Source organism: Streptomyces sp. NPDC041968, assembly GCF_055589025.1.
On the sequence record NZ_JBVJCB010000005.1, the window covers coordinates 324,519 to 342,398 of the forward strand.

Here is a 17,880-nt window from a genome sequence, read left to right on the forward strand (position 1 = left end):
GCACGCGGCGGCCCGGCACCCCCCGAGGGTGCCGGGCCGCCGCGGTTCGCCGTACCGGCGAGAGCCGTGTCAGCGCACGAACACCCCCGCCTGTCCCGCCAGGTCCAGGAAGTACTGCGGCGCCACCCCGAGCACCACCGTGACCGCCACGCCCACGCCGATCGCCGTCATCGTCAGCGGCGACGGCACCGCGACGGTCGGGCCGCCGGGCCGGGGCTCGCTGAAGAACATCAGCACGATCACGCGGATGTAGAAGAAGGCCGCGATCGCCGACGAGATCACACCGATCACGACCAGCGGGGCCGCGCCGCCCTCCGCCGCCGCCTTGAACACCGCGAACTTCCCGGAGAAGCCGGACGTGAGCGGGATGCCCGCGAAGGCCAGCAGGAACACCGCGAACACGGCCGCCACCAGGGGCGACCTGCGGCCGAGCCCGGCCCACTTCGACAGGTGCGTCGCCTCGCCGCCCGCGTCGCGCACCAGCGTGACCACCGCGAAGGCGCCGATCGTCACGAAGGAGTACGCGGCCAGGTAGAAGAGAACGGACGAGATGCCGTCCGGCGTGGTCGCGATGACGCCGGCGAGGATGAAGCCCGCGTGCGCGATCGACGAGTACGCCAGCAGCCGCTTGATGTCCGTCTGCGTGATCGCGACGATCGCGCCGGCCAGCATGGTGACGATCGCCACCGCCCACATCACCGGCCGCCAGTCCCAGCGCAGGCCGGGCAGGACGACGTACAGGATGCGGAGCAGGGCGCCGAAGGCCGCGACCTTGGTGGCCGCCGCCATGAAGCCGGTCACCGGTGTCGGCGCGCCCTGGTACACGTCCGGGGTCCACATGTGGAACGGCACCGCGCCCACCTTGAACAGCAGGCCCATGACGATCAGCGCGGCGCCGACGAGCAGCAGCGCGTCGTTGCCCATGGTGTCCGCGAGCGCCGGTGTGACGTTCTGGACAGTGCCGTCGACGACCTGCGCGATCGTGCCGTACGACATGGAGCCCGCGTAGCCGTAGAGCAGGGCGATGCCGAACAGGGTGAACGCGGAGGCGAAGGCGCCGAGCAGGAAGTACTTGACCGCGGCCTCCTGCGACATCAGCCGCTTGCGGCGGGCCAGCGCGCACAGCAGGTACAGCGGGAGGGAGAAGACCTCCAGGGCCACGAAGAGGGTCAGGAGGTCGTTGGCCGCCGGGAAGACCAGCATGCCGGCGACGGCGAACATCAGCAGCGGGAAGACCTCGGTGGTGGTGAACCCGGCCTTCACCGCCTTCTGCTCGCTCTCGCTGCCCGGCACGGCCGCGGCCTGCGCGGCGAAGGAGTCGACGCGGTTGCCGTGTGCCTCCGGGTCGAGCCGCCGCTCGGCGAAGGTGAACAGGCCCACCAGGCTCGCCAGCAGGATGGTGCCCTGCAGGAACAGGGCCGGTCCGTCGACGGCGATGGCGCCCATCGCCGCGATGCCGGCCTTGGTCGTGCCGTATCCGCCCGCCGCGAGCGCGACGACCGCGGCGAACGCGGCGACGAGCGCCACGGCGGCCACGAACGTCTGCACGTAGTAGCGGCTTCTGCGCGGTACGAAGGCCTCGATCAGGATGCCGACGATCGCCGCGCCGATGATGATCAGGGTGGGCGACAGCTGCCCGTACTCGATCTTCGGCGCGTCGATCTTCGAGATCGGATCGGCCGCCGTCGCCGCCGTTGTCCACAGGCTGTGGACGGCTGTTGCGCTCACTTGGCCGCCTCCACCTCAGGCTGGGGGTCCTTCTTGTGTACGTCGGACATGGTCTGCTCCACCGCGGGGTTGACGATGTCCGTGACGGGCTTCGGGAAGACGCCCAGGAAGATCAACAGCGCCACCAGCGGCGCCACGACCACCAGCTCCCGCACCCGCAGGTCGGGCATCGCGCTGACCTCGGGCTTCACCGGACCCGTCATCGTCCGTTGGTAGAGGACGAGGGTGTAGAGCGCGGCGAGCACGATGCCGAAGGTGGCGATGATGCCGATCACCGGATAGCGCGTGAAGGTGCCGACCAGGACCAGGAACTCACTGACGAAGGGCGCGAGGCCCGGCAGGGAGAGCGTCGCGAGACCGCCGATCAGGAAGGTGCCCGCGAGCACCGGGGCGACCTTCTGCACTCCGCCGTAGTCGGCGATGAGCCGCGAGCCGCGCCGGGAGATCAGGAAGCCGGCGATCAGCATCAGCACGGCGGTGGAGATCCCGTGGTTGACCATGTAGAGCGTCGCGCCGGACTGGCCCTGGCTGGTCATCGCGAAGATGCCCATGATGATGAAGCCGAAGTGCGAGATCGACGCGTAGGCGATCAGCCGCTTGATGTCGCGCTGGCCGACCGCGAGCAGCGCACCGTAGATGATGCTGATGACCGCCAGGACGAGGATCACCGGCGTCGCCCACTTGCTCGCCTCGGGGAAGAGCTGGAGGCAGAAGCGGAGCATCGCGAAGGTACCGACCTTGTCGACGACCGCCGTGATGAGCACGGCGACCGGCGCGGTCGACTCCTGCATGGCATTGGGCAGCCAGGTGTGCAGCGGCCACAGCGGCGCCTTCACCGCGAAGGCGAGGAAGAAGCCGAGGAACAGCCACCGCTCGGTGCTGGTCGCCATGTCCAGCTCACCGCTGGCCCGGGCCGCGGCGATCTCGGTGAGGGAGAAGTTCCCGGCGACCACGTACAGCCCGATCACCGCGGCCAGCATGATCAGTCCGCCGGCCAGGTTGTAGAGGAGGAACTTCACGGCCGCGTACGACCGCTGCGTCGCCGCCGTCTTCTCGCCGTGCTCGTGGGCCCGGTCCCCGAAGCCGCCGATGAGGAAGTACATCGGGATCAGCATGGCTTCGAAGAAGATGTAGAAGAGGAAGACGTCGGTGGCCTCGAAGGAGATGATCACCATCGCCTCGACGGCCAGGATCAGGGCGAAGAAGCCCTGCGTCGGCCGCCACCGGCTGCTGCCGGTCTCCAGCGGGTCGGCGTCGTGCCAGCCCGCGAGGATGATGAACGGGATCAGCAGGGCGGTCAGGGCGATCAGCGCCACCGCGATGCCGTCCACGCCCAGTTCGTACCGGACGCCGAAGTCGGCGATCCAGGAGTGGGACTCGGTGAGCTGGTACCGGTCGCCACCGGGGTCGAAGCGGACCAGCACCGCGATCGCCAGCGCCAGCGTGCCCAGCGAGACGAGCAGCGCCAGCCACTTGGCCACCGTGCGTTTCGCGGCCGGCACGGCGGCCGTGGCGATGGCCCCGACGGCCGGGAGCGCCGCCGTGAGCGTCAGCAGGGGAAAGGACATCGGTATCAGACCGCCCTCATCAGCAGGGTCGCGGCGACGAGGACCGCCGCACCGCCGAACATCGAGACCGCGTAACTGCGCGCGAACCCGTTCTGCAGCTTGCGCATCCGCCCGGACAGGCCGCCGACCGAGGCCGCCGTGCCGTTGACGACCCCGTCGACCAGGGTGTGGTCGACGTAGACCAGCGAGCGCGTGAGGTGCTCGCCGCCGCGGACCAGGACGACGTGGTTGAAGTCGTCCTGGAGCAGGTCGCGCCGGGCGGCCCGGGTGAGCAGCGATCCGCGCGGGGCGACGGCCGGGACCGGGCGGCGGCCGTACTGTGCCCAGGCGGCCGCCACGCCGATGACCATCACGGCGACCGTGGAGATGGTGACCGTGAGGGCGCTGATCGGCGCGTGCCCGTGGTCGTGCCCGGTGATGGGCTCCAGCCAGTGCACGAACCGGTCGCCGATGCTGAAGAACGCGCCGCCGAACACCGAGCCGACGGCCAGCACGATCATCGGGATCGTCATGAGCTTCGGCGACTCGTGCGGATGCGGCGGTGTGTACTCGCCGCGGGTCTCCGCCGCGGGCTCCACGTCGGGGGCCGCGGGCGACGGCGTCGGAGCCTTGCGCCAGCGCTCCTCGCCGAAGAACGTCATCAGCATCACGCGCGTCATGTAGTACGCGGTGATGGCCGCGCCCAGCAGGGCCACGCCGCCGAGGATCCAGCCCTCGGTGCCGCCCTTGGCGAACGCCGACTCGATGATCATGTCCTTGGAGAAGAAGCCGGACAGGCCCGGGAAGCCGATGATGGCGAGGTAGCCGAGGCCGAAGGTGATGAAGGTGACCGGCATGTACTTGCGCAGGCCGCCGTAGCGGCGCATGTCGACCTCGTCGTTCATGCCGTGCATGACGGAGCCGGCGCCGAGGAAGAGCCCGGCCTTGAAGAAGCCGTGCGTCACCAGGTGCATGATCGCGAAGACATAGCCGATCGGGCCGAGTCCGGCCGCCAGCACCATGTAGCCGATCTGCGACATGGTCGACCCGGCCAGCGCCTTCTTGATGTCGTCCTTGGCGCAACCGACGATCGCACCGAACAGCAGCGTGACCGCGCCGACGATGACGACGACCAGTTGGGCGTCGGGCGCGCCGTTGAAGATCGCGCCGGAGCGGACGATCAGGTACACGCCTGCCGTCACCATGGTCGCGGCGTGGATGAGGGCGGAGACCGGGGTCGGGCCCTCCATCGCGTCCCCGAGCCAGGACTGGAGCGGGACCTGCGCGGACTTGCCGCAGGCGGCGAGCAGCAGCATCAGGGCGATCGCGGTGAGCTTGCCCTCGTCGGCCGAGCCCGCGAGCCCCGCCTCCCCGTGGCCGCCGAGCACCGGCCCGAAGGCGAAGGTGCCGAACCACAGGAACATCAGCATGATCGCGATGGACAGACCCATGTCGCCGACGCGGTTGACCAGGAAGGCCTTCTTCGCCGCGGTGGCGGCACTCGGCTTGTGCTGCCAGAAGCCGATCAGCAGGTAGGAGGCGAGGCCGACGCCCTCCCAGCCGACGTACAGCAGCAGGTAGTTGTCGGCGAGGACGAGCAGCAGCATCGCCGCGAGGAACAGGTTCAGGTAGCCGAAGAAGCGGCGCCGCCGCTCGTCGTGCTCCATGTACGAGACCGAGTACAGGTGGATCAGCGAGCCGACGCCGGTGATCAGCAGGACGAACGTCATCGACAGCTGGTCGAGCCGGAAGGCGACGTCGGCCTGGAAGCCCTCCACCGGGATCCAGCTGAACAGGTGCTGCGTCAGGGTGCGGTCCTCGGCGCCGCTGCCGAGCATGTCGGCGAAGAGGACGACGCCGATCACGAAGGACGCGGCGGCCAGCAGGGTGCCGATCCAGTGGCCGACGGCGTCCAGCCGGCGTCCGCCGCACAGCAGCACCGCCGCTCCGAGCAAGGGCGCCGCCACCAGCAGCGCAATCAGATTTTCCACGATTCAGCGACCCCTCACAGCTTCATCAGGCTGGCGTCGTCGACCGAGGCCGAGTGGCGGGAACGGAACAGCGACACGATGATCGCGAGCCCGACGACGACCTCCGCGGCGGCGACGACCATCGTGAAGAAGGCGATGATCTGGCCGTCGAGGTTGCCGTGCATGCGGGAGAAGGCGACGAACGCGAGGTTGCAGGCGTTGAGCATCAACTCGATGCACATGAAGACCACGATCGCGTTGCGCCGGATCAGCACGCCGGTGGCGCCGATGGTGAACAACAGGGCCGCGAGGTACAGGTAGTTGACGGGGTTCACTTCGACGCCTCCTCGGACCGCTTGAAGTCGGCCGGCTCGACCGCCTTGCGCCCCAGGCGCTCCTCGGCCCGCTGCTCCAGCGCCTTCAGATCGTTGAGCGCCTCCCTCGACACGTCGCGGATCTGGCCCCGCTCGCGCAGCGTCTTGCTGACGGTCAGCTCGGACGGGGTGCCGTCGGGCAGCAGGCCCGCGATGTCGACCGCGTTGTGCCGGGCGTAGACGCCGGGGGCGGGGAGCGGCGGCAGGTGCGTGCCCTCGCGGACGCGCCGCTCGGACAGTTCGCGCTGGGTGGCGGCCCGCTCGGTGCGCTCCCGGTGGGTGAGCACCATGGCTCCGACGGCGGCCGTGATGAGCAGGGCGCCGGTGATCTCGAAGGCGAACACGTACTTGGTGAAGATGAGGGAGGCGATGCCCTCCACGTTGCCGTTCGCGTTCGCCTGGGCGAGGCCGGTGAACTCCGAGACGGACGCGTTGCCGATGCCGCCGATCAGCAGGATGCCGAAGCCGAGCCCGGACAGCAGGGCCAGCCAGCGCTGCCCCTTGATGGTCTCCTTCAGGGAGTCCGCCGCGGTGACGCCGACGAGCATCACCACGAAGAGGAACAGCATCATGATCGCGCCGGTGTAGACGACGATCTGCACGATGCCGAGGAAGTAGGCGCCGTTGGCGAGGTAGAACACCGCCAGGACGATCATGGTCCCGGCGAGGCAGAGCGCGCTGTGCACGGCCCTCCTCATGAAGACGGTGCACAGGGCGCCGATCACCGCGACGGTGCCGAGGATCCAGAACTGGACGGCCTCTCCGGTGGAGGTGCCGGCGGAGAGGGTCGCCGCGGCGGCGAACTGCCCGGTCATCGGCGGACCACCCCCTCCGACGCCGGTTCGGTCCCGCCGAAGGTCGAGTCGCCCTCCTGGACGACCTCGCCCTTGGAGTGCGCGACCTGCTGCTCGGTGCCGGGGGCCGCCTCGGTGACCAGACCGCGGTAGTAGTCCTGCTCGTCCGTGCCCGGGTAGATGGCGTGGGGCGAGTCGACCATGCCCTCCTCCAGACCGGCGAGCAGCTGGTCCTTGGTGAAGATGAGGTTGGCGCGGCTGGAGTCGGCCAGCTCGAACTCGTTGGTCATCGTCAGCGCGCGCGTGGGGCACGCCTCGATGCACAGGCCGCACAGGATGCAGCGGGCGTAGTTGATCTGGTAGACGCGGCCGTACCGCTCACCCGGCGAGTAGCGCTCCTCGTCGGTGTTGTCCGCGCCCTCCACGTAGATGGCGTCGGCGGGACACGCCCAGGCGCACAGCTCGCAGCCGACGCACTTCTCCAGGCCGTCCGGATGGCGGTTGAGCTGGTGCCGTCCGTGGAATCGCGGAGCGGTGGTCTTCTGCTGCTCCGGGTACTGCTCGGTCAGCCGCTTCTTGAACATGGCCTTGAAGGTCACGCCGAAGCCGGCCACGGGGTTCTGGAAACCGGGGGTGGTCTCCTTCGGTTCCTCAGCCATCGGACGCCTCCTTTCCATCCGTAGATCCGCCCAGAGATCCGTCACTCTGAGTATCGGGCCCGCCACTGACAATCAGCTCCCGCTCCCGGCGCGGACGGCGCCTGGGCACCGGCGGCAACTCCTGTCCCGGCATCGGCGGTACGGGGAACCCGCCGGCCATCGGGTCGAAGGCGGCCGGCTCCCCGGCCTCGCCCCCGTCGGGGCCCTCGCCCTTCCTGCCCTTGTCGCGGTACATGTCCACGACGAAGGAGAGCAGCAGCAGGACCAGGACTCCGCCGCCGATGTAGAGGGCGATCTCGGCGAAGTCGTAGTTCTCGTTCCTGAGGGCCCGCACCGTCGCGACCAGCATCAGCCAGACCAGGGAGACCGGGATGAGGACCTTCCAGCCGAGCTTCATCAGCTGGTCGTAGCGGACCCGGGGGAGCGTGCCGCGCAGCCAGATGAAGAAGAACAGCAGCAGTTGGACCTTGACCACGAACCACAGCAGCGGCCACCAGCCGTGGTTGGCGCCCTCCCAGAAGGTGCTGACCGGCCAGGGGGCCCGCCAGCCACCGAGGAAGAGGGTGGTGGCGACCGCCGAGACCGTCACCATGTTCACGTACTCGGCGAGCATGAACATCGCGAACTTGATCGACGAGTACTCGGTGTTGAAGCCGCCCACCAGGTCGCCCTCGGACTCCGGCATGTCGAAGGGGGCGCGGTTGGTCTCGCCGATCATCGTGACGATGTAGAGGATGAAGGAGACCGGCAGCAGCAGGATGTACCAGCGGTCGGTCTGCTGGGAGACGATCTCCGAGGTCGACATCGACCCCGAGTAGAGGAACACCGAGGCGAACGCGGCGCCCATCGCGATCTCGTAGGAGATCATCTGCGCACAGGACCGCAGGCCGCCGAGGAGCGGGTACGTCGAGCCGGAGCTCCAGCCCGCGAGCACGATGCCGTAGATGCCGACCGAGGCGACGGCCAGGATGAAGAGCATCGCGATCGGCAGGTCGGTGAGCTGCATGGCGGTGCGGTGACCGAAGATCGAGACCTCGTTGCCGGCCGGGCCGAAGGGGATCACGGCGATCGCCATGAAGGCCGGGATGGCCGCGACGATCGGCGCGAGGACGTACACGGCCTTGTCCGCGCGCTTGACGACGAGGTCTTCCTTGAGCATCAGCTTGATGCCGTCGGCGAGCGACTGGAGCATGCCCCAGGGTCCGTGCCGGTTCGGGCCGATGCGCAGCTGCATCCAGGCGACGACCTTGCGCTCCCACACGATGGAGAACAGCACGGTGATCATCAGGAAGGCGAAGCAGAACACCGCCTTGACGACGACCAGCCACCAGGGGTCGGTGCCGAACATCGAGAGGTCTTCCGCGGCGAGGTACGGGCTCATGCCTCCACCTCCTTGGGGGCCGTGCCCGCGAGCGTCGCCGGGCCGATACGGACGAGGGAGCCGGGCAGCACCCCGGCGTCCGAGGCGACGCCGTCGCCGGCCGAGTTCAGCGGGAGCCAGACCACGCGGTCGGGCATCTCGGTGACCTGCAGCGGGAGTTCGACGGACCCGGCCGGGCCGGTCACCGCCAGGAGGTCGCCGTCCTTGACGCCCGCCTCGGCGGCCGTGGCGGCCGACAGGCGCGCGCGTGCGGCGTGCCGGGTGCCGGCGAGCGCCTCGTCGCCCTGCTGGAGGACGCCCTGGTCGAGCAGCAGCCGGTGCCCGGCCAGGACGGCCTCTCCGGCGGCCGGCCGGGGCAGCGCGCCCGCGGTGTGCAGCGGATCGGTGGCCCGCGGCCCGCCCCAGGGACCGAGCCGGTCGATCTCCGCGCGCGTGGTGCGCAGGTCCGGCAGGCCCAGGTGCACGTCCATGGCGTCGGCCAGCATCTGGAGGACGCGGGCGTCGGTGGGCGCGAGACGGTGGGTCATCTGGTCGGGCTTGAGCGCGGCCTCGAAGAAACGCACCCGGCCCTCCCAGTTGAGGAAGGTCCCGGCCTTCTCGGCGACCGCCGCGACGGGCAGGACGACGTCGGCGAGTGCGGTGACCTCGCTGGGCCGCAGCTCCAGCGACACCACGAACCCGGCCTCGGCCAGGGCCGCACGCGCGCGTGCCGGGTCGGGCAGGTCGGTGACCTCCACGCCCGCCACCAGGAGCGCCTGCAACTCGCCCCGGGCGGCGGCCTCGACGATCTCGCCGGTGTCGCGCCCGTAGCGGTGCGGAAGGTCGGCCAGGCCCCAGACGGCGGCGACCTCCTCACGCGCGCGGGGGTCGGTCGCCGGGCGCCCGCCCGGCAGCAGCGACGGCAGCGCGCCCGCCTCGACGGCACCGCGCTCACCGGCCCGCCGCGGGATCCACACCAGCCGGGCGCCGGTCGCGGCGGCGGCCCGTACGGCGGCGGTCAGACCGCCGGCCACGGACGCCAGCCGCTCACCGACCACGATCACGGCCCCCTGGGCGCGCAGCGCCTCGGCGGCCCGTGCTCCGTCGTCCGCGAGACCGGCCCCGCTCGCGAGCGCGTCCAGCCACTCGGTCTCGGTGCCGGGAGCGGCGGGCAGCAGCGTGCCGCCAGCCTTCTCCAGACCCCGCGTGGCGTGGGTGGCCAGGGAGAACACCTTCTGCCCGTGTCCCCGCCAGGCCTTGCGCAGCCGCAGGAAGACGCCGGGCGCCTCCTCCTCGGACTCGAAGCCGACCAGCAGGACGCCGGGGGCCTTCTCCAGCGCGGTGTAGGTGACGCCCGTACCGTCGAGGTCCCGGCCGCGGCCGGCGATCCGGGAGGCCAGGAAGTCCGCCTCCTCGGTGCTGTGCACGCGCGCGCGGAAGTCGATGTCGTTGGTGTCGAGCGCCACGCGCGCGAACTTGCTGTACGCGTAGGCGTCCTCGACGGTGAGCCGGCCGCCGGTCAGCACACCGGTCCGGCCGCGCGAGGCGAGCAGTCCCTGCGCGGCGATCTGCAGCGCCTCCGGCCAGGAGGCCGGTTCCAGGTCGCCCTCGGCGTTGCGCACCAGGGGCGTCGTCAGCCGGTCCCGCTGCTGCGCGTACCGGAAGGCGAACCTGCCCTTGTCGCAGATCCACTCCTCGTTGACCTCGGGATCGTCGGCCGCGAGGCGCCGCATGACCTTGCCGCGCCGGTGGTCGGTGCGGGTCGCGCAGCCGCCGGAGCAGTGCTCGCACACCGACGGCGAGGAGATCAGGTCGAAGGGCCGGGAGCGGAACCGGTAGGCCGCCGAGGTGAGCGCGCCGACCGGGCAGATCTGGATGGTGTTGCCGGAGAAGTACGACTCGAAGGGGTCGCCCTCGCCGGTGCCGACCTGCTGGAGCGCGCCGCGCTCGATCAGCTCGATCATCGGGTCGCCCGCGACCTGGTTGGAGAACCGGGTGCAGCGGGCGCACAGCACGCACCGCTCGCGGTCGAGGAGCACCTGCGTGGAGATCGGCACGGGCTTCTCGTAGGTCCGCTTCTTCCCCTCGAAGCGGGAGTCGGCCTGGCCGTGGGACATGGCCTGGTTCTGCAACGGGCACTCGCCGCCCTTGTCGCAGACCGGGCAGTCCAGCGGATGGTTGATGAGGAGCAGCTCCATCACCCCGTGCTGCGCCTTCTCCGCGACGGGCGAGGTGAGGTGGGTCTTCACCACCATCCCGTCCGTGCAGGTGATGGTGCAGGACGCCATGGGCTTGCGCTGGCCCTCGACCTCGACGATGCACTGGCGGCAGGCGCCGGCCGGGTCGAGGAGGGGGTGGTCGCAGAAGCGGGGGATCTCGATGCCGAGCTGCTCGGCGGCCCGGATGACCAGGGTGCCCTTGGGCACGCTGATCTCGACGCCGTCGATCGTCAGCGACACGAGGTCCTCCGGCGGGACCGCCGCCTCTCCCCCGCCGGAGGGAGAGCTGGTGGTCACAGTCATGCGTTCACCTCCGTACGGTGGTCCGCCCAGGCCGTCGACTTGGCCGGGTCGAAGGGGCAGCCGCGGCCCGTGATGTGCTGCTCGTACTCCTCGCGGAAGTACTTGAGCGAGGAGAAGATCGGCGAGGCGGCACCGTCGCCGAGGGCGCAGAAGGACTTGCCGTTGATGTTGTCGGCGATGTCGTTCAGCTTGTCGAGGTCGGACATCGCGCCCTTGCCGGCCTCGATGTCGCGCAGCAACTGGACGAGCCAGTAGGTGCCCTCGCGGCAGGGCGTGCACTTGCCGCAGGACTCGTGGGCGTAGAACTCGGTCCAGCGGGTGACGGCGCGCACGACGCAGGTCGTCTCGTCGAAGCACTGGAGCGCCTTGGTGCCGAGCATGGAACCCGCGGCGCCCACTCCCTCGTAGTCGAGGGGGACGTCGAGGTGCTCGTCGGTGAACATCGGCGTCGAGGAGCCGCCCGGTGTCCAGAACTTCAGCCGGTGACCGGGGCGCATGCCGCCGCTCATGTCGAGGAGCTGGCGCAGCGTGATGCCGAGCGGAGCCTCGTACTGGCCGGGGCCCGCGACGTGGCCGCTGAGCGAGTAGAGCGTGAAGCCCGGGGACTTCTCGCTGCCCATCGACCTGAACCAGTCCTTGCCCTTGTGCAGGATCGCGGGAACCGACGCGATGGACTCGACGTTGTTCACCACAGTCGGGCAGGCATAGAGGCCGGCCACAGCGGGGAAGGGGGGACGGAGCCGCGGTTGACCCCGGCGGCCTTCGAGCGAGTCGAGCAGCGCGGTCTCCTCACCGCAGATGTACGCGCCCGCGCCCGCGTGCACGGTGAGTTCGAGGTCGAGTCCGCTGCCCAGGATGTTCTCGCCGAGGAAGCCGGCCGCGTAGGCCTCGCGCACGGCCTCGTGCAGCCGCCGCAGCACCGGTACGACTTCACCGCGCAGGTAGATGAAGGCGTGCGACGACCTGATGGCGTAGCACGCGATGACGATGCCCTCGATGAGGCTGTGCGGGTTCGCGAAGAGGAGCGGGATGTCCTTGCAGGTCCCCGGCTCCGACTCGTCGGCGTTGACAACAAGATAGTGAGGCTTGCCGTCCCCCTGGGGGATGAACTGCCACTTCATCCCCGTCGGGAAGCCGGCACCGCCGCGTCCGCGCAGACCTGATTCCTTGACGTACGCGATCAGGTCGTCCGGCGACATCGCCAGCGCCTTGCGGAGCCCCTCGTACCCCTCGTGCCTCCGGTAGACGTCCAGGGTCCAGGACTCGTCCTCGTCCCAGAAGGCCGACAGCACGGGTGCGAGCAGCTTCTCCGGGCTGGTGTCCTTGATCTCGGCTGCCACGGTCATCACTCCCCCTCCTCGGCGGTAGGCCCTGCCGGGTGGGAAGGGTCGGATGCCGATGTGTCCTGCGGCGCGTCGTGCGAGCTGAGGTGTTCCGTCGGGGACGGGTCGTGCGCGGCGCGGTCCTGCGACGCGTCGTGCGGCCCGCCGTCCCGCGGGTGCACCACGCGCGCGGCGGTCGCCTCGCCCTTGGCCAGCTTCAGTCCGGCCAGGGAGGCGGGACCCGCGCTGCCGCCGGCCGCGACGGCGCCGTCCCGCTCGTCGGGGAAGCCCGCCAGGATCCGGGCGGTCTCCTTGAAGGTGCACAGGGGTGCGCCCCGGGTGGGCGTGACCGTCCGTCCCGCGCGCAGGTCGTCGACGAGGCGCCGGACGCTCGCCGGGGTCTGGTTGTCGAAGAACTCCCAGTTCACCATCACGACCGGCGCGAAGTCGCAGGCCGCGTTGCACTCGATGTGCTCCAGCGTGACCTTGCCGTCCTCGGTGGTCTCGCCGTTGCCGACGCCCAGGTGCTCCTGGAGGGACTCGAAGAGCGCGTCGCCGCCCATGACCGCGCAGAGCGTGTTGGTGCAGACGCCGACCTGGTAGTCGCCGCTCGGCCTGCGCCGGTACATGGAGTAGAAGGTGGCGACCGCGGTCACCTCGGCCGTGGTGAGGCCGAGCACGTCCGCGCAGAACCGCATGCCGGTGCGCGTGACGTGGCCTTCCTCCGACTGCACCAGGTGCAGCAGGGGCAGGAGGGCGGACCGGGAGTCCGGGTAGCGGGCGATGACCTCGCGCGCGTCGGTCTCCAGCCGGGCCCGGACGTCGTCCGGGTAGGCGGGCGCGGGCAGTTCCGGCATGCCCAGGCTGACGCCCCGCTCCGAAGAAGAGGTGGTCACCGGTCGACGCCTCCCATCACGGGGTCGATGGATGCCACGGCGACGATGACGTCGGCGACCTGGCCGCCCTCGCACATCGCCGCCATGGCCTGCAGGTTGGTGAAGGACGGGTCGCGGAAGTGGACCCGGAAGGGGCGGGTGCCGCCGTCGGACACGACGTGCACCCCCAGCTCGCCCTTGGGCGACTCGACCGCCGTGTACGCCTGTCCCGGCGGCACGCGGAAGCCCTCGGTGACCAGCTTGAAGTGGTGGATCAGGGCCTCCATGGAGGTGCCCATGATCTTCTTGATGTGGTCGAGGGAGTTGCCGAGCCCGTCCGGGCCCAGGGCGAGCTGGGCGGGCCAGGCGATCTTCTTGTCGGCGACCATGACCGGGCCGGGCTGGAGCCGGTCCAGGCACTGCTCGACGATCCGCAGCGACTGGCGCATCTCCTCCAGCCGGATCAGGAAGCGGCCGTAGGAGTCGCAGGTGTCGGCGGTCGGGACGTCGAAGTCGTACGTCTCGTAGCCGCAGTACGGCTGGCTCTTGCGCAGGTCGTGCGGCAGGCCGGTGGAGCGCAGGACCGGGCCGGTGGCGCCGAGCGCCATGCAGCCGGCCAGGTCGAGGTAGCCGACGTCCTGCATGCGGCCCTTGAAGATGGGGTTCCCGGTGGCGAGCTTGTCGTACTCCGGGAGGTTCTTCTTCATCGTCTTCACGAACTCGCGGATCTGGTCCACCGCGCCGGGCGGCAGGTCCTGGGCGAGTCCGCCCGGCCGGATGAACGCGTGGTTCATCCGAAGGCCGGTGATCAGCTCGAAGATGTCGAGGATCAGCTCGCGGTCGCGGAAGCCGTAGATCATGATCGTGGTGGCGCCCAGCTCCATGCCGCCGGTGGCGATGCAGACCAGGTGCGAGGAGAGCCGGTTCAGCTCCATCAGCAGGACCCGGATGATCGAGGCCCGGTCCGGGATCTGGTCCTCGACGCCGAGGAGCTTCTCGACGCCCAGGCAGTACGCCGTCTCGTTGAAGAACGGCGTCAGGTAGTCCATGCGCGTCACGAACGTGGTGCCCTGCGTCCAGGTCCGGTACTCGAGGTTCTTCTCGATGCCGGTGTGCAGGTAGCCGATGCCGCAGCGGGCCTCGGTGACCGTCTCGCCGTCGATCTCCAGGATCAGGCGGAGCACGCCGTGGGTGGACGGGTGCTGCGGGCCCATGTTGACGACGATGCGCTCGTCGTCGGCGCGGGCCGCGGACTGGACGACCTCGTCCCAGTCGCCACCGGTGACCGTGTAGACGGTGCCCTCGGTGGTCTCGCGCGCCGAGGCCGCCGACGCTGACTGTGTGCTGCTCACGAGTACGACCTCCGCTGGTCCGGAGCCGGGATCTGGGCGCCCTTGTACTCGACGGGGATGCCGCCGAGGGGATAGTCCTTGCGCTGCGGAAAGCCCTGCCAGTCGTCCGGCATCATGATCCGCGTCAGGGCCGGGTGACCGTCGAAGACGATGCCGAAGAAGTCGTACGTCTCGCGCTCGTGCCAGTCGTTCGTCGGGTAGACGGGGACCAGCGACGGGATGTGCGGGTCGCTGTCGGGGGCGCTCACTTCGAGGCGGATCAGCCGGTTGTGGGTGATCGAGCGCAGGTGGTAGACGGCGTGCAGCTCACGGCCCTTGTCGTGCGGGTAGTGGACGCCGCTGACGCCGGTGCACAGTTCGAAGCGCAGGGCCGGGTCGTCCCGCAGGGTGCGGGCGACGCGGACGAGGTGCTCGCGCTCGATGTGGAAGGTCAGCTCGTCCCGGTCGACGACCGTCTTCCCGATGGCGTTGGCGGGCAGGAGACCCTGCTCCTCGAGCGCGCCCTCCAGCTCGTCGGCGACCTCGTCGAACCAGCCGCCGTAGGGCCTGCTCGCCGGTCCGGGCAGCCGCACGGAGCGGACCAGGCCGCCGTAGCCGGAGGTGTCGCCGCCGTTGTTCGCGCCGAACATCCCGCGCTGGACGCGGATCTCCTCGCCGCCCTGGCCGCGCTGGCCCGGGAGGTTCTCCGCGGACAGTTCCTTCTCGGGGTTGACCCCGTCCGCGTCACCCGCGGTGTTGTTCGCGTCGCTCACCGCAGCAGCCCCTTCATCTCGATCGTGGGCAGGGCCTTGAGCGCCGCTTCCTCCGCCTCCCGGGCCGCTTCCTCGGCGTTCACGCCGAGCTTGGAGCCCTGGATCTTCTGGTGGAGCTTGAGGATGGCGTCCATCAGCATCTCGGGCCGCGGCGGGCAGCCGGGGAGATAGATGTCGACCGGGACGATGTGGTCGACGCCCTGGACGATCGCGTAGTTGTTGAACATGCCGCCCGAGGAGGCGCAGACCCCCATGGAGATCACCCACTTCGGGTTCGGCATCTGGTCATAGACCTGCCGCAGCACCGGCGCCATCTTCTGGCTGACCCGGCCCGCGACGATCATCAGGTCCGCCTGCCGCGGCGATCCGCGGAAGACCTCCATGCCGAAGCGCGCCAGGTCGTAGCGGCCGGCGCCGGTGGTCATCATCTCGATGGCACAGCAGGCGAGGCCGAACGTGGCGGGGAAGACGGACGACTTGCGCACCCAGCCCGCGGCCTGCTCGACGGTGGTCAGCAGGAAGCCGCTCGGCAGTTTTTCTTCGAGTCCCATGTCAATGGCCCCTCAGTCCCATTCCAGGCCGCCGCGCCGCCATACGTACGCGTACGCGACGAAGACGGTGAGCACGAAGAGCAGCATCTCCACGAGCCCGAAAATCCCCAGGGCGTCGAAGGTGACGGCCCAGGGGTAGAGGAAGACGATCTCGATATCGAAGATGATGAAGAGCATCGCCGTCAGGTAGTACTTGATGGGGAAGCGCCCGCCGCCGGCCGGCGTGGGGGTCGGCTCGATGCCGCACTCGTAGGCCTCGAGCTTCGCCCGGTTGTACCGCTTCGGACCGATCAGCGTGGCCATGACCACGGAGAAGATCGCAAAGCCTGCCCCGAGGGCTCCCAGTACGAGGATGGGCGCATACGCGTTCACCGCTCCTCGCTCCTCTCAGTCGGCACTGACTGCTGGCGGTTGCATCGGGCTCGCTCCCTCCCGCCCCGACAGCCCCACGAGCCCCGCTCGTCCCGGCGAAGATCGCGAACATGTGAAGCAGGTCACAAGCCCAACTGCCTCGCATCTTATGCCTGCCGCTCTGTGATCTGCGACACGGGGTATTGCACAAGCTTTGTGATCTCCACCACCTGACGAAGGATCATGAAGTCGGATGAGCGGTGATCTTCACACAAGAAGCGTTCAGCTGATCACCAGAGGTGACAATTCCGATCGTCACCGCTGGCCAGAGGGGTGCGGGCGGGGGCGTCTCCATATCAAGATGCTTCCCTTGCATGCAAACTGGCGTCGAACACGATCACTTGATAGAGGGCGCGTTCACACATCAGAGGGAGGAGCCGGTGCGATGTGGACACGTGCACGCGTTCACGAACTCCGCGACGCCCGGGGCGCGCGTCACGGACGCGGCGGGCGGGGCAACCGTTCCGTGACCTGTGCCACATTCATGAGAGGCGTCCGAGAACCGGGCTTGGCCAACTGCCTCAACCAGTGGTAAGCGCGGGGCAATTCGGGCGTAACGATCAAAGGCCGTGATCACAGGCTGGTTACGGGCCGCCCGCAATGTCCGTTAGGGCGTCAATAAGAAGCGACACGCCCGGGATTCGGGGCCCGATTGAACAACTGTGGCGCAGCCCACGTTTCTTGAAGGTATGGAGGAGCTCCTGATACCGGTTGTCCCTATGTCCCACACCGCTCACATACGCAGCCACCGGAAGCCCCGCCGCAGCGCGTCGACCATCGCGATGCGGGCCGGAGTTGCCGGTGGCGTCCTCAGCACCCTGGCAGTGGCCGGGGCGTCGGGTTCGGCCCACGCGGCAGAACCGGTGACGCAGACCCTCGAACTGCCCACCCTGACGGCCGACCTGGCCGCTCAGGTCGCCCAGTCCGCGGACGCCACGCAGCAGGCGGCCGCGAACTACGAGCTGGTGGCCGAGCGCGACGCGGCCGCCGCGAAGGCGGCAAAGCAGGCCAAGGCAGACCTCGCGCAGGCCAAGAAGAAGGCCGCGGAGGAGAAGAAGAAGGCCGAGGAGGCCGAGCGCAAGGCGGCCGCCGAGCGTGCCGCCCGCAGCGCCGAGCGCGCCACCCTGAGCGCCTCCGCGGACACCGGGTCCTCGGACAGCACGGGCAGCAGCGTCGGCAGCAGCAGCAACTCCTCGTCGGCCACCGGTTCGGCCGCCGCGGTCATCGCCTTCGCGCAGGCCCAGGTCGGCGACGCCTACGTCTCCGGCGGCACCGGCCCCAACTCCTGGGACTGCTCCGGCCTGGTGCAGGCCGCCTTCAAGCAGGTCAACATCGACCTGCCGCGCGTCTCCCAGTCGCAGTCGACCGCCGGCACCCAGGTGGGCCTCGACAACCTCCAGCCCGGCGACATCCTCTACTGGGGCGGTGCGGGCAGCGCGTACCACGTGGGCATCTACGTCGGCGACGGCATGTTCGTCGGCGCGCAGAACTCCTCCACCGGCGTCGTCAAGGCGTCGCTGTCGTACGACCCGCCGAGCGGCGCGGTCCGCGTCCTGTAGCAGGACGCCGCACAGCACCTACCGCAAGGGCCGCAGCCGCTCGGGGGCTGCGGCCCTTCGGGCTCTCCTGGCATGCTCGGCGCGGGCCGGGGCTCCCCCCGGCC

At 69.8% G+C, this 17,880-nt stretch carries 15 protein-coding genes; 1 reads left to right on the forward strand and 14 read right to left on the reverse strand.

The features are described from left to right. Window positions 1-69: 69 nt before the first annotated feature. The 14 genes from nuoN to ACZ6EG_RS15225 are packed head-to-tail and all read right to left on the reverse strand — an operon-like array spanning window position 70 to window position 16,178. A complete protein-coding gene (nuoN, locus tag ACZ6EG_RS15160; protein ID WP_391970029.1) occupies window positions 70-1,728 on the reverse strand; it encodes an NADH-quinone oxidoreductase subunit NuoN in 1,659 nt (552 codons plus the stop codon). Next, a complete protein-coding gene (locus ACZ6EG_RS15165; protein ID WP_384696098.1) occupies window positions 1,725-3,296 on the reverse strand; it encodes an NADH-quinone oxidoreductase subunit M in 1,572 nt (523 codons plus the stop codon). Before ACZ6EG_RS15165 ends, nuoN begins: the two co-directional genes overlap by 4 nt. Before the next feature lie 5 nt (window positions 3,297-3,301). Continuing rightward, complete coding sequence (gene nuoL, locus ACZ6EG_RS15170; protein ID WP_391970030.1) at window positions 3,302-5,266, reverse strand: NADH-quinone oxidoreductase subunit L; 1,965 nt, start codon at window positions 5,264-5,266, stop codon at window positions 3,302-3,304. 14 nt (window positions 5,267-5,280) lie between these two features. After that, window positions 5,281-5,580, reverse strand: a complete 300-nt coding sequence (gene nuoK, locus ACZ6EG_RS15175; RefSeq protein WP_003974374.1) for an NADH-quinone oxidoreductase subunit NuoK — start codon at window positions 5,578-5,580, stop codon at window positions 5,281-5,283. Then, window positions 5,577-6,434 (reverse strand): NADH-quinone oxidoreductase subunit J, encoded by an 858-nt coding sequence (locus ACZ6EG_RS15180; protein WP_391970031.1) that lies wholly within the window; start codon window positions 6,432-6,434, stop codon window positions 5,577-5,579. The genes nuoK and ACZ6EG_RS15180 overlap by 4 nt, the downstream gene beginning before the upstream one ends. After that, the gene (nuoI, locus tag ACZ6EG_RS15185; protein ID WP_391970032.1) at window positions 6,431-7,072 is read right to left on the reverse strand and encodes an NADH-quinone oxidoreductase subunit NuoI; all 642 of its coding nucleotides are present in this window, start codon (window positions 7,070-7,072) and stop codon (window positions 6,431-6,433) included. The genes ACZ6EG_RS15180 and nuoI overlap by 4 nt, the downstream gene beginning before the upstream one ends. Further along, window positions 7,065-8,453, reverse strand: coding sequence for an NADH-quinone oxidoreductase subunit NuoH (nuoH, locus tag ACZ6EG_RS15190; protein ID WP_391970033.1), 1,389 nt, complete (start codon window positions 8,451-8,453; stop codon window positions 7,065-7,067). The genes nuoI and nuoH overlap by 8 nt, the downstream gene beginning before the upstream one ends. Then, window positions 8,450-10,954 carry an NADH-quinone oxidoreductase subunit G gene (locus tag ACZ6EG_RS15195; protein ID WP_391970034.1) on the reverse strand — a complete coding sequence of 835 codons (2,505 nt, stop codon included), beginning with the start codon at window positions 10,952-10,954 and terminating at the stop codon, window positions 8,450-8,452. The genes nuoH and ACZ6EG_RS15195 overlap by 4 nt, the downstream gene beginning before the upstream one ends. Then, window positions 10,951-12,303, reverse strand: a complete 1,353-nt coding sequence (gene nuoF, locus ACZ6EG_RS15200) for an NADH-quinone oxidoreductase subunit NuoF (protein WP_384696112.1) — start codon at window positions 12,301-12,303, stop codon at window positions 10,951-10,953. The genes ACZ6EG_RS15195 and nuoF overlap by 4 nt, the downstream gene beginning before the upstream one ends. Next, on the reverse strand, window positions 12,300-13,172 hold the full coding sequence (gene nuoE / locus ACZ6EG_RS15205) for an NADH-quinone oxidoreductase subunit NuoE (RefSeq protein ID WP_356609226.1): 873 nt from the start codon (window positions 13,170-13,172) through the stop codon (window positions 12,300-12,302). The genes nuoF and nuoE overlap by 4 nt, the downstream gene beginning before the upstream one ends. Beyond that, window positions 13,169-14,503, reverse strand: a complete 1,335-nt coding sequence (locus ACZ6EG_RS15210; RefSeq protein WP_391970035.1) for an NADH-quinone oxidoreductase subunit D — start codon at window positions 14,501-14,503, stop codon at window positions 13,169-13,171. The genes nuoE and ACZ6EG_RS15210 overlap by 4 nt, the downstream gene beginning before the upstream one ends. After that, complete coding sequence (locus tag ACZ6EG_RS15215; RefSeq protein WP_391970036.1) at window positions 14,500-15,255, reverse strand: NADH-quinone oxidoreductase subunit C; 756 nt, start codon at window positions 15,253-15,255, stop codon at window positions 14,500-14,502. The genes ACZ6EG_RS15210 and ACZ6EG_RS15215 overlap by 4 nt, the downstream gene beginning before the upstream one ends. After that, window positions 15,252-15,806, reverse strand: a complete 555-nt coding sequence (locus ACZ6EG_RS15220) for a NuoB/complex I 20 kDa subunit family protein (protein WP_005313804.1) — start codon at window positions 15,804-15,806, stop codon at window positions 15,252-15,254. Before ACZ6EG_RS15220 ends, ACZ6EG_RS15215 begins: the two co-directional genes overlap by 4 nt. Window positions 15,807-15,818: 12 nt before the next feature. Continuing rightward, the gene (locus tag ACZ6EG_RS15225; RefSeq protein WP_003974383.1) at window positions 15,819-16,178 is read right to left on the reverse strand and encodes an NADH-quinone oxidoreductase subunit A; all 360 of its coding nucleotides are present in this window, start codon (window positions 16,176-16,178) and stop codon (window positions 15,819-15,821) included. A 758-nt stretch (window positions 16,179-16,936) separates the two neighbouring features. On the opposite strand from ACZ6EG_RS15225, the gene ACZ6EG_RS15230 reads away from it, so the two are divergent. Further along, window positions 16,937-17,776 carry a C40 family peptidase gene (locus ACZ6EG_RS15230; protein WP_469604759.1) on the forward strand — a complete coding sequence of 280 codons (840 nt, stop codon included), beginning with the start codon at window positions 16,937-16,939 and terminating at the stop codon, window positions 17,774-17,776. Window positions 17,777-17,880: the final 104 nt, after the last annotated feature.

Excerpts from the sequence above, each read along its gene's own strand:
- ACZ6EG_RS15180 (WP_391970031.1), bottom strand. The coding sequence starts at position 6,434 with ATGACCGGGCAGTTCGCCGCCGCGGCGACCCTCTCCGCCGGCACCTCC.
- ACZ6EG_RS15195 (WP_391970034.1), bottom strand. The coding sequence starts at position 10,954 with ATGACTGTGACCACCAGCTCTCCCTCCGGCGGGGGAGAGGCGGCGGTC.
- nuoI (WP_391970032.1), bottom strand. The coding sequence starts at position 7,072 with ATGGCTGAGGAACCGAAGGAGACCACCCCCGGTTTCCAGAACCCCGTG.
- ACZ6EG_RS15220 (WP_005313804.1), bottom strand. The coding sequence starts at position 15,806 with ATGGGACTCGAAGAAAAACTGCCGAGCGGCTTCCTGCTGACCACCGTC.
- nuoH (WP_391970033.1), bottom strand. The coding sequence starts at position 8,453 with ATGAGCCCGTACCTCGCCGCGGAAGACCTCTCGATGTTCGGCACCGAC.
- ACZ6EG_RS15230 (WP_469604759.1), top strand. The coding sequence starts at position 16,937 with ATGTCCCACACCGCTCACATACGCAGCCACCGGAAGCCCCGCCGCAGC.
- ACZ6EG_RS15165 (WP_384696098.1), bottom strand. The coding sequence starts at position 3,296 with ATGTCCTTTCCCCTGCTGACGCTCACGGCGGCGCTCCCGGCCGTCGGG.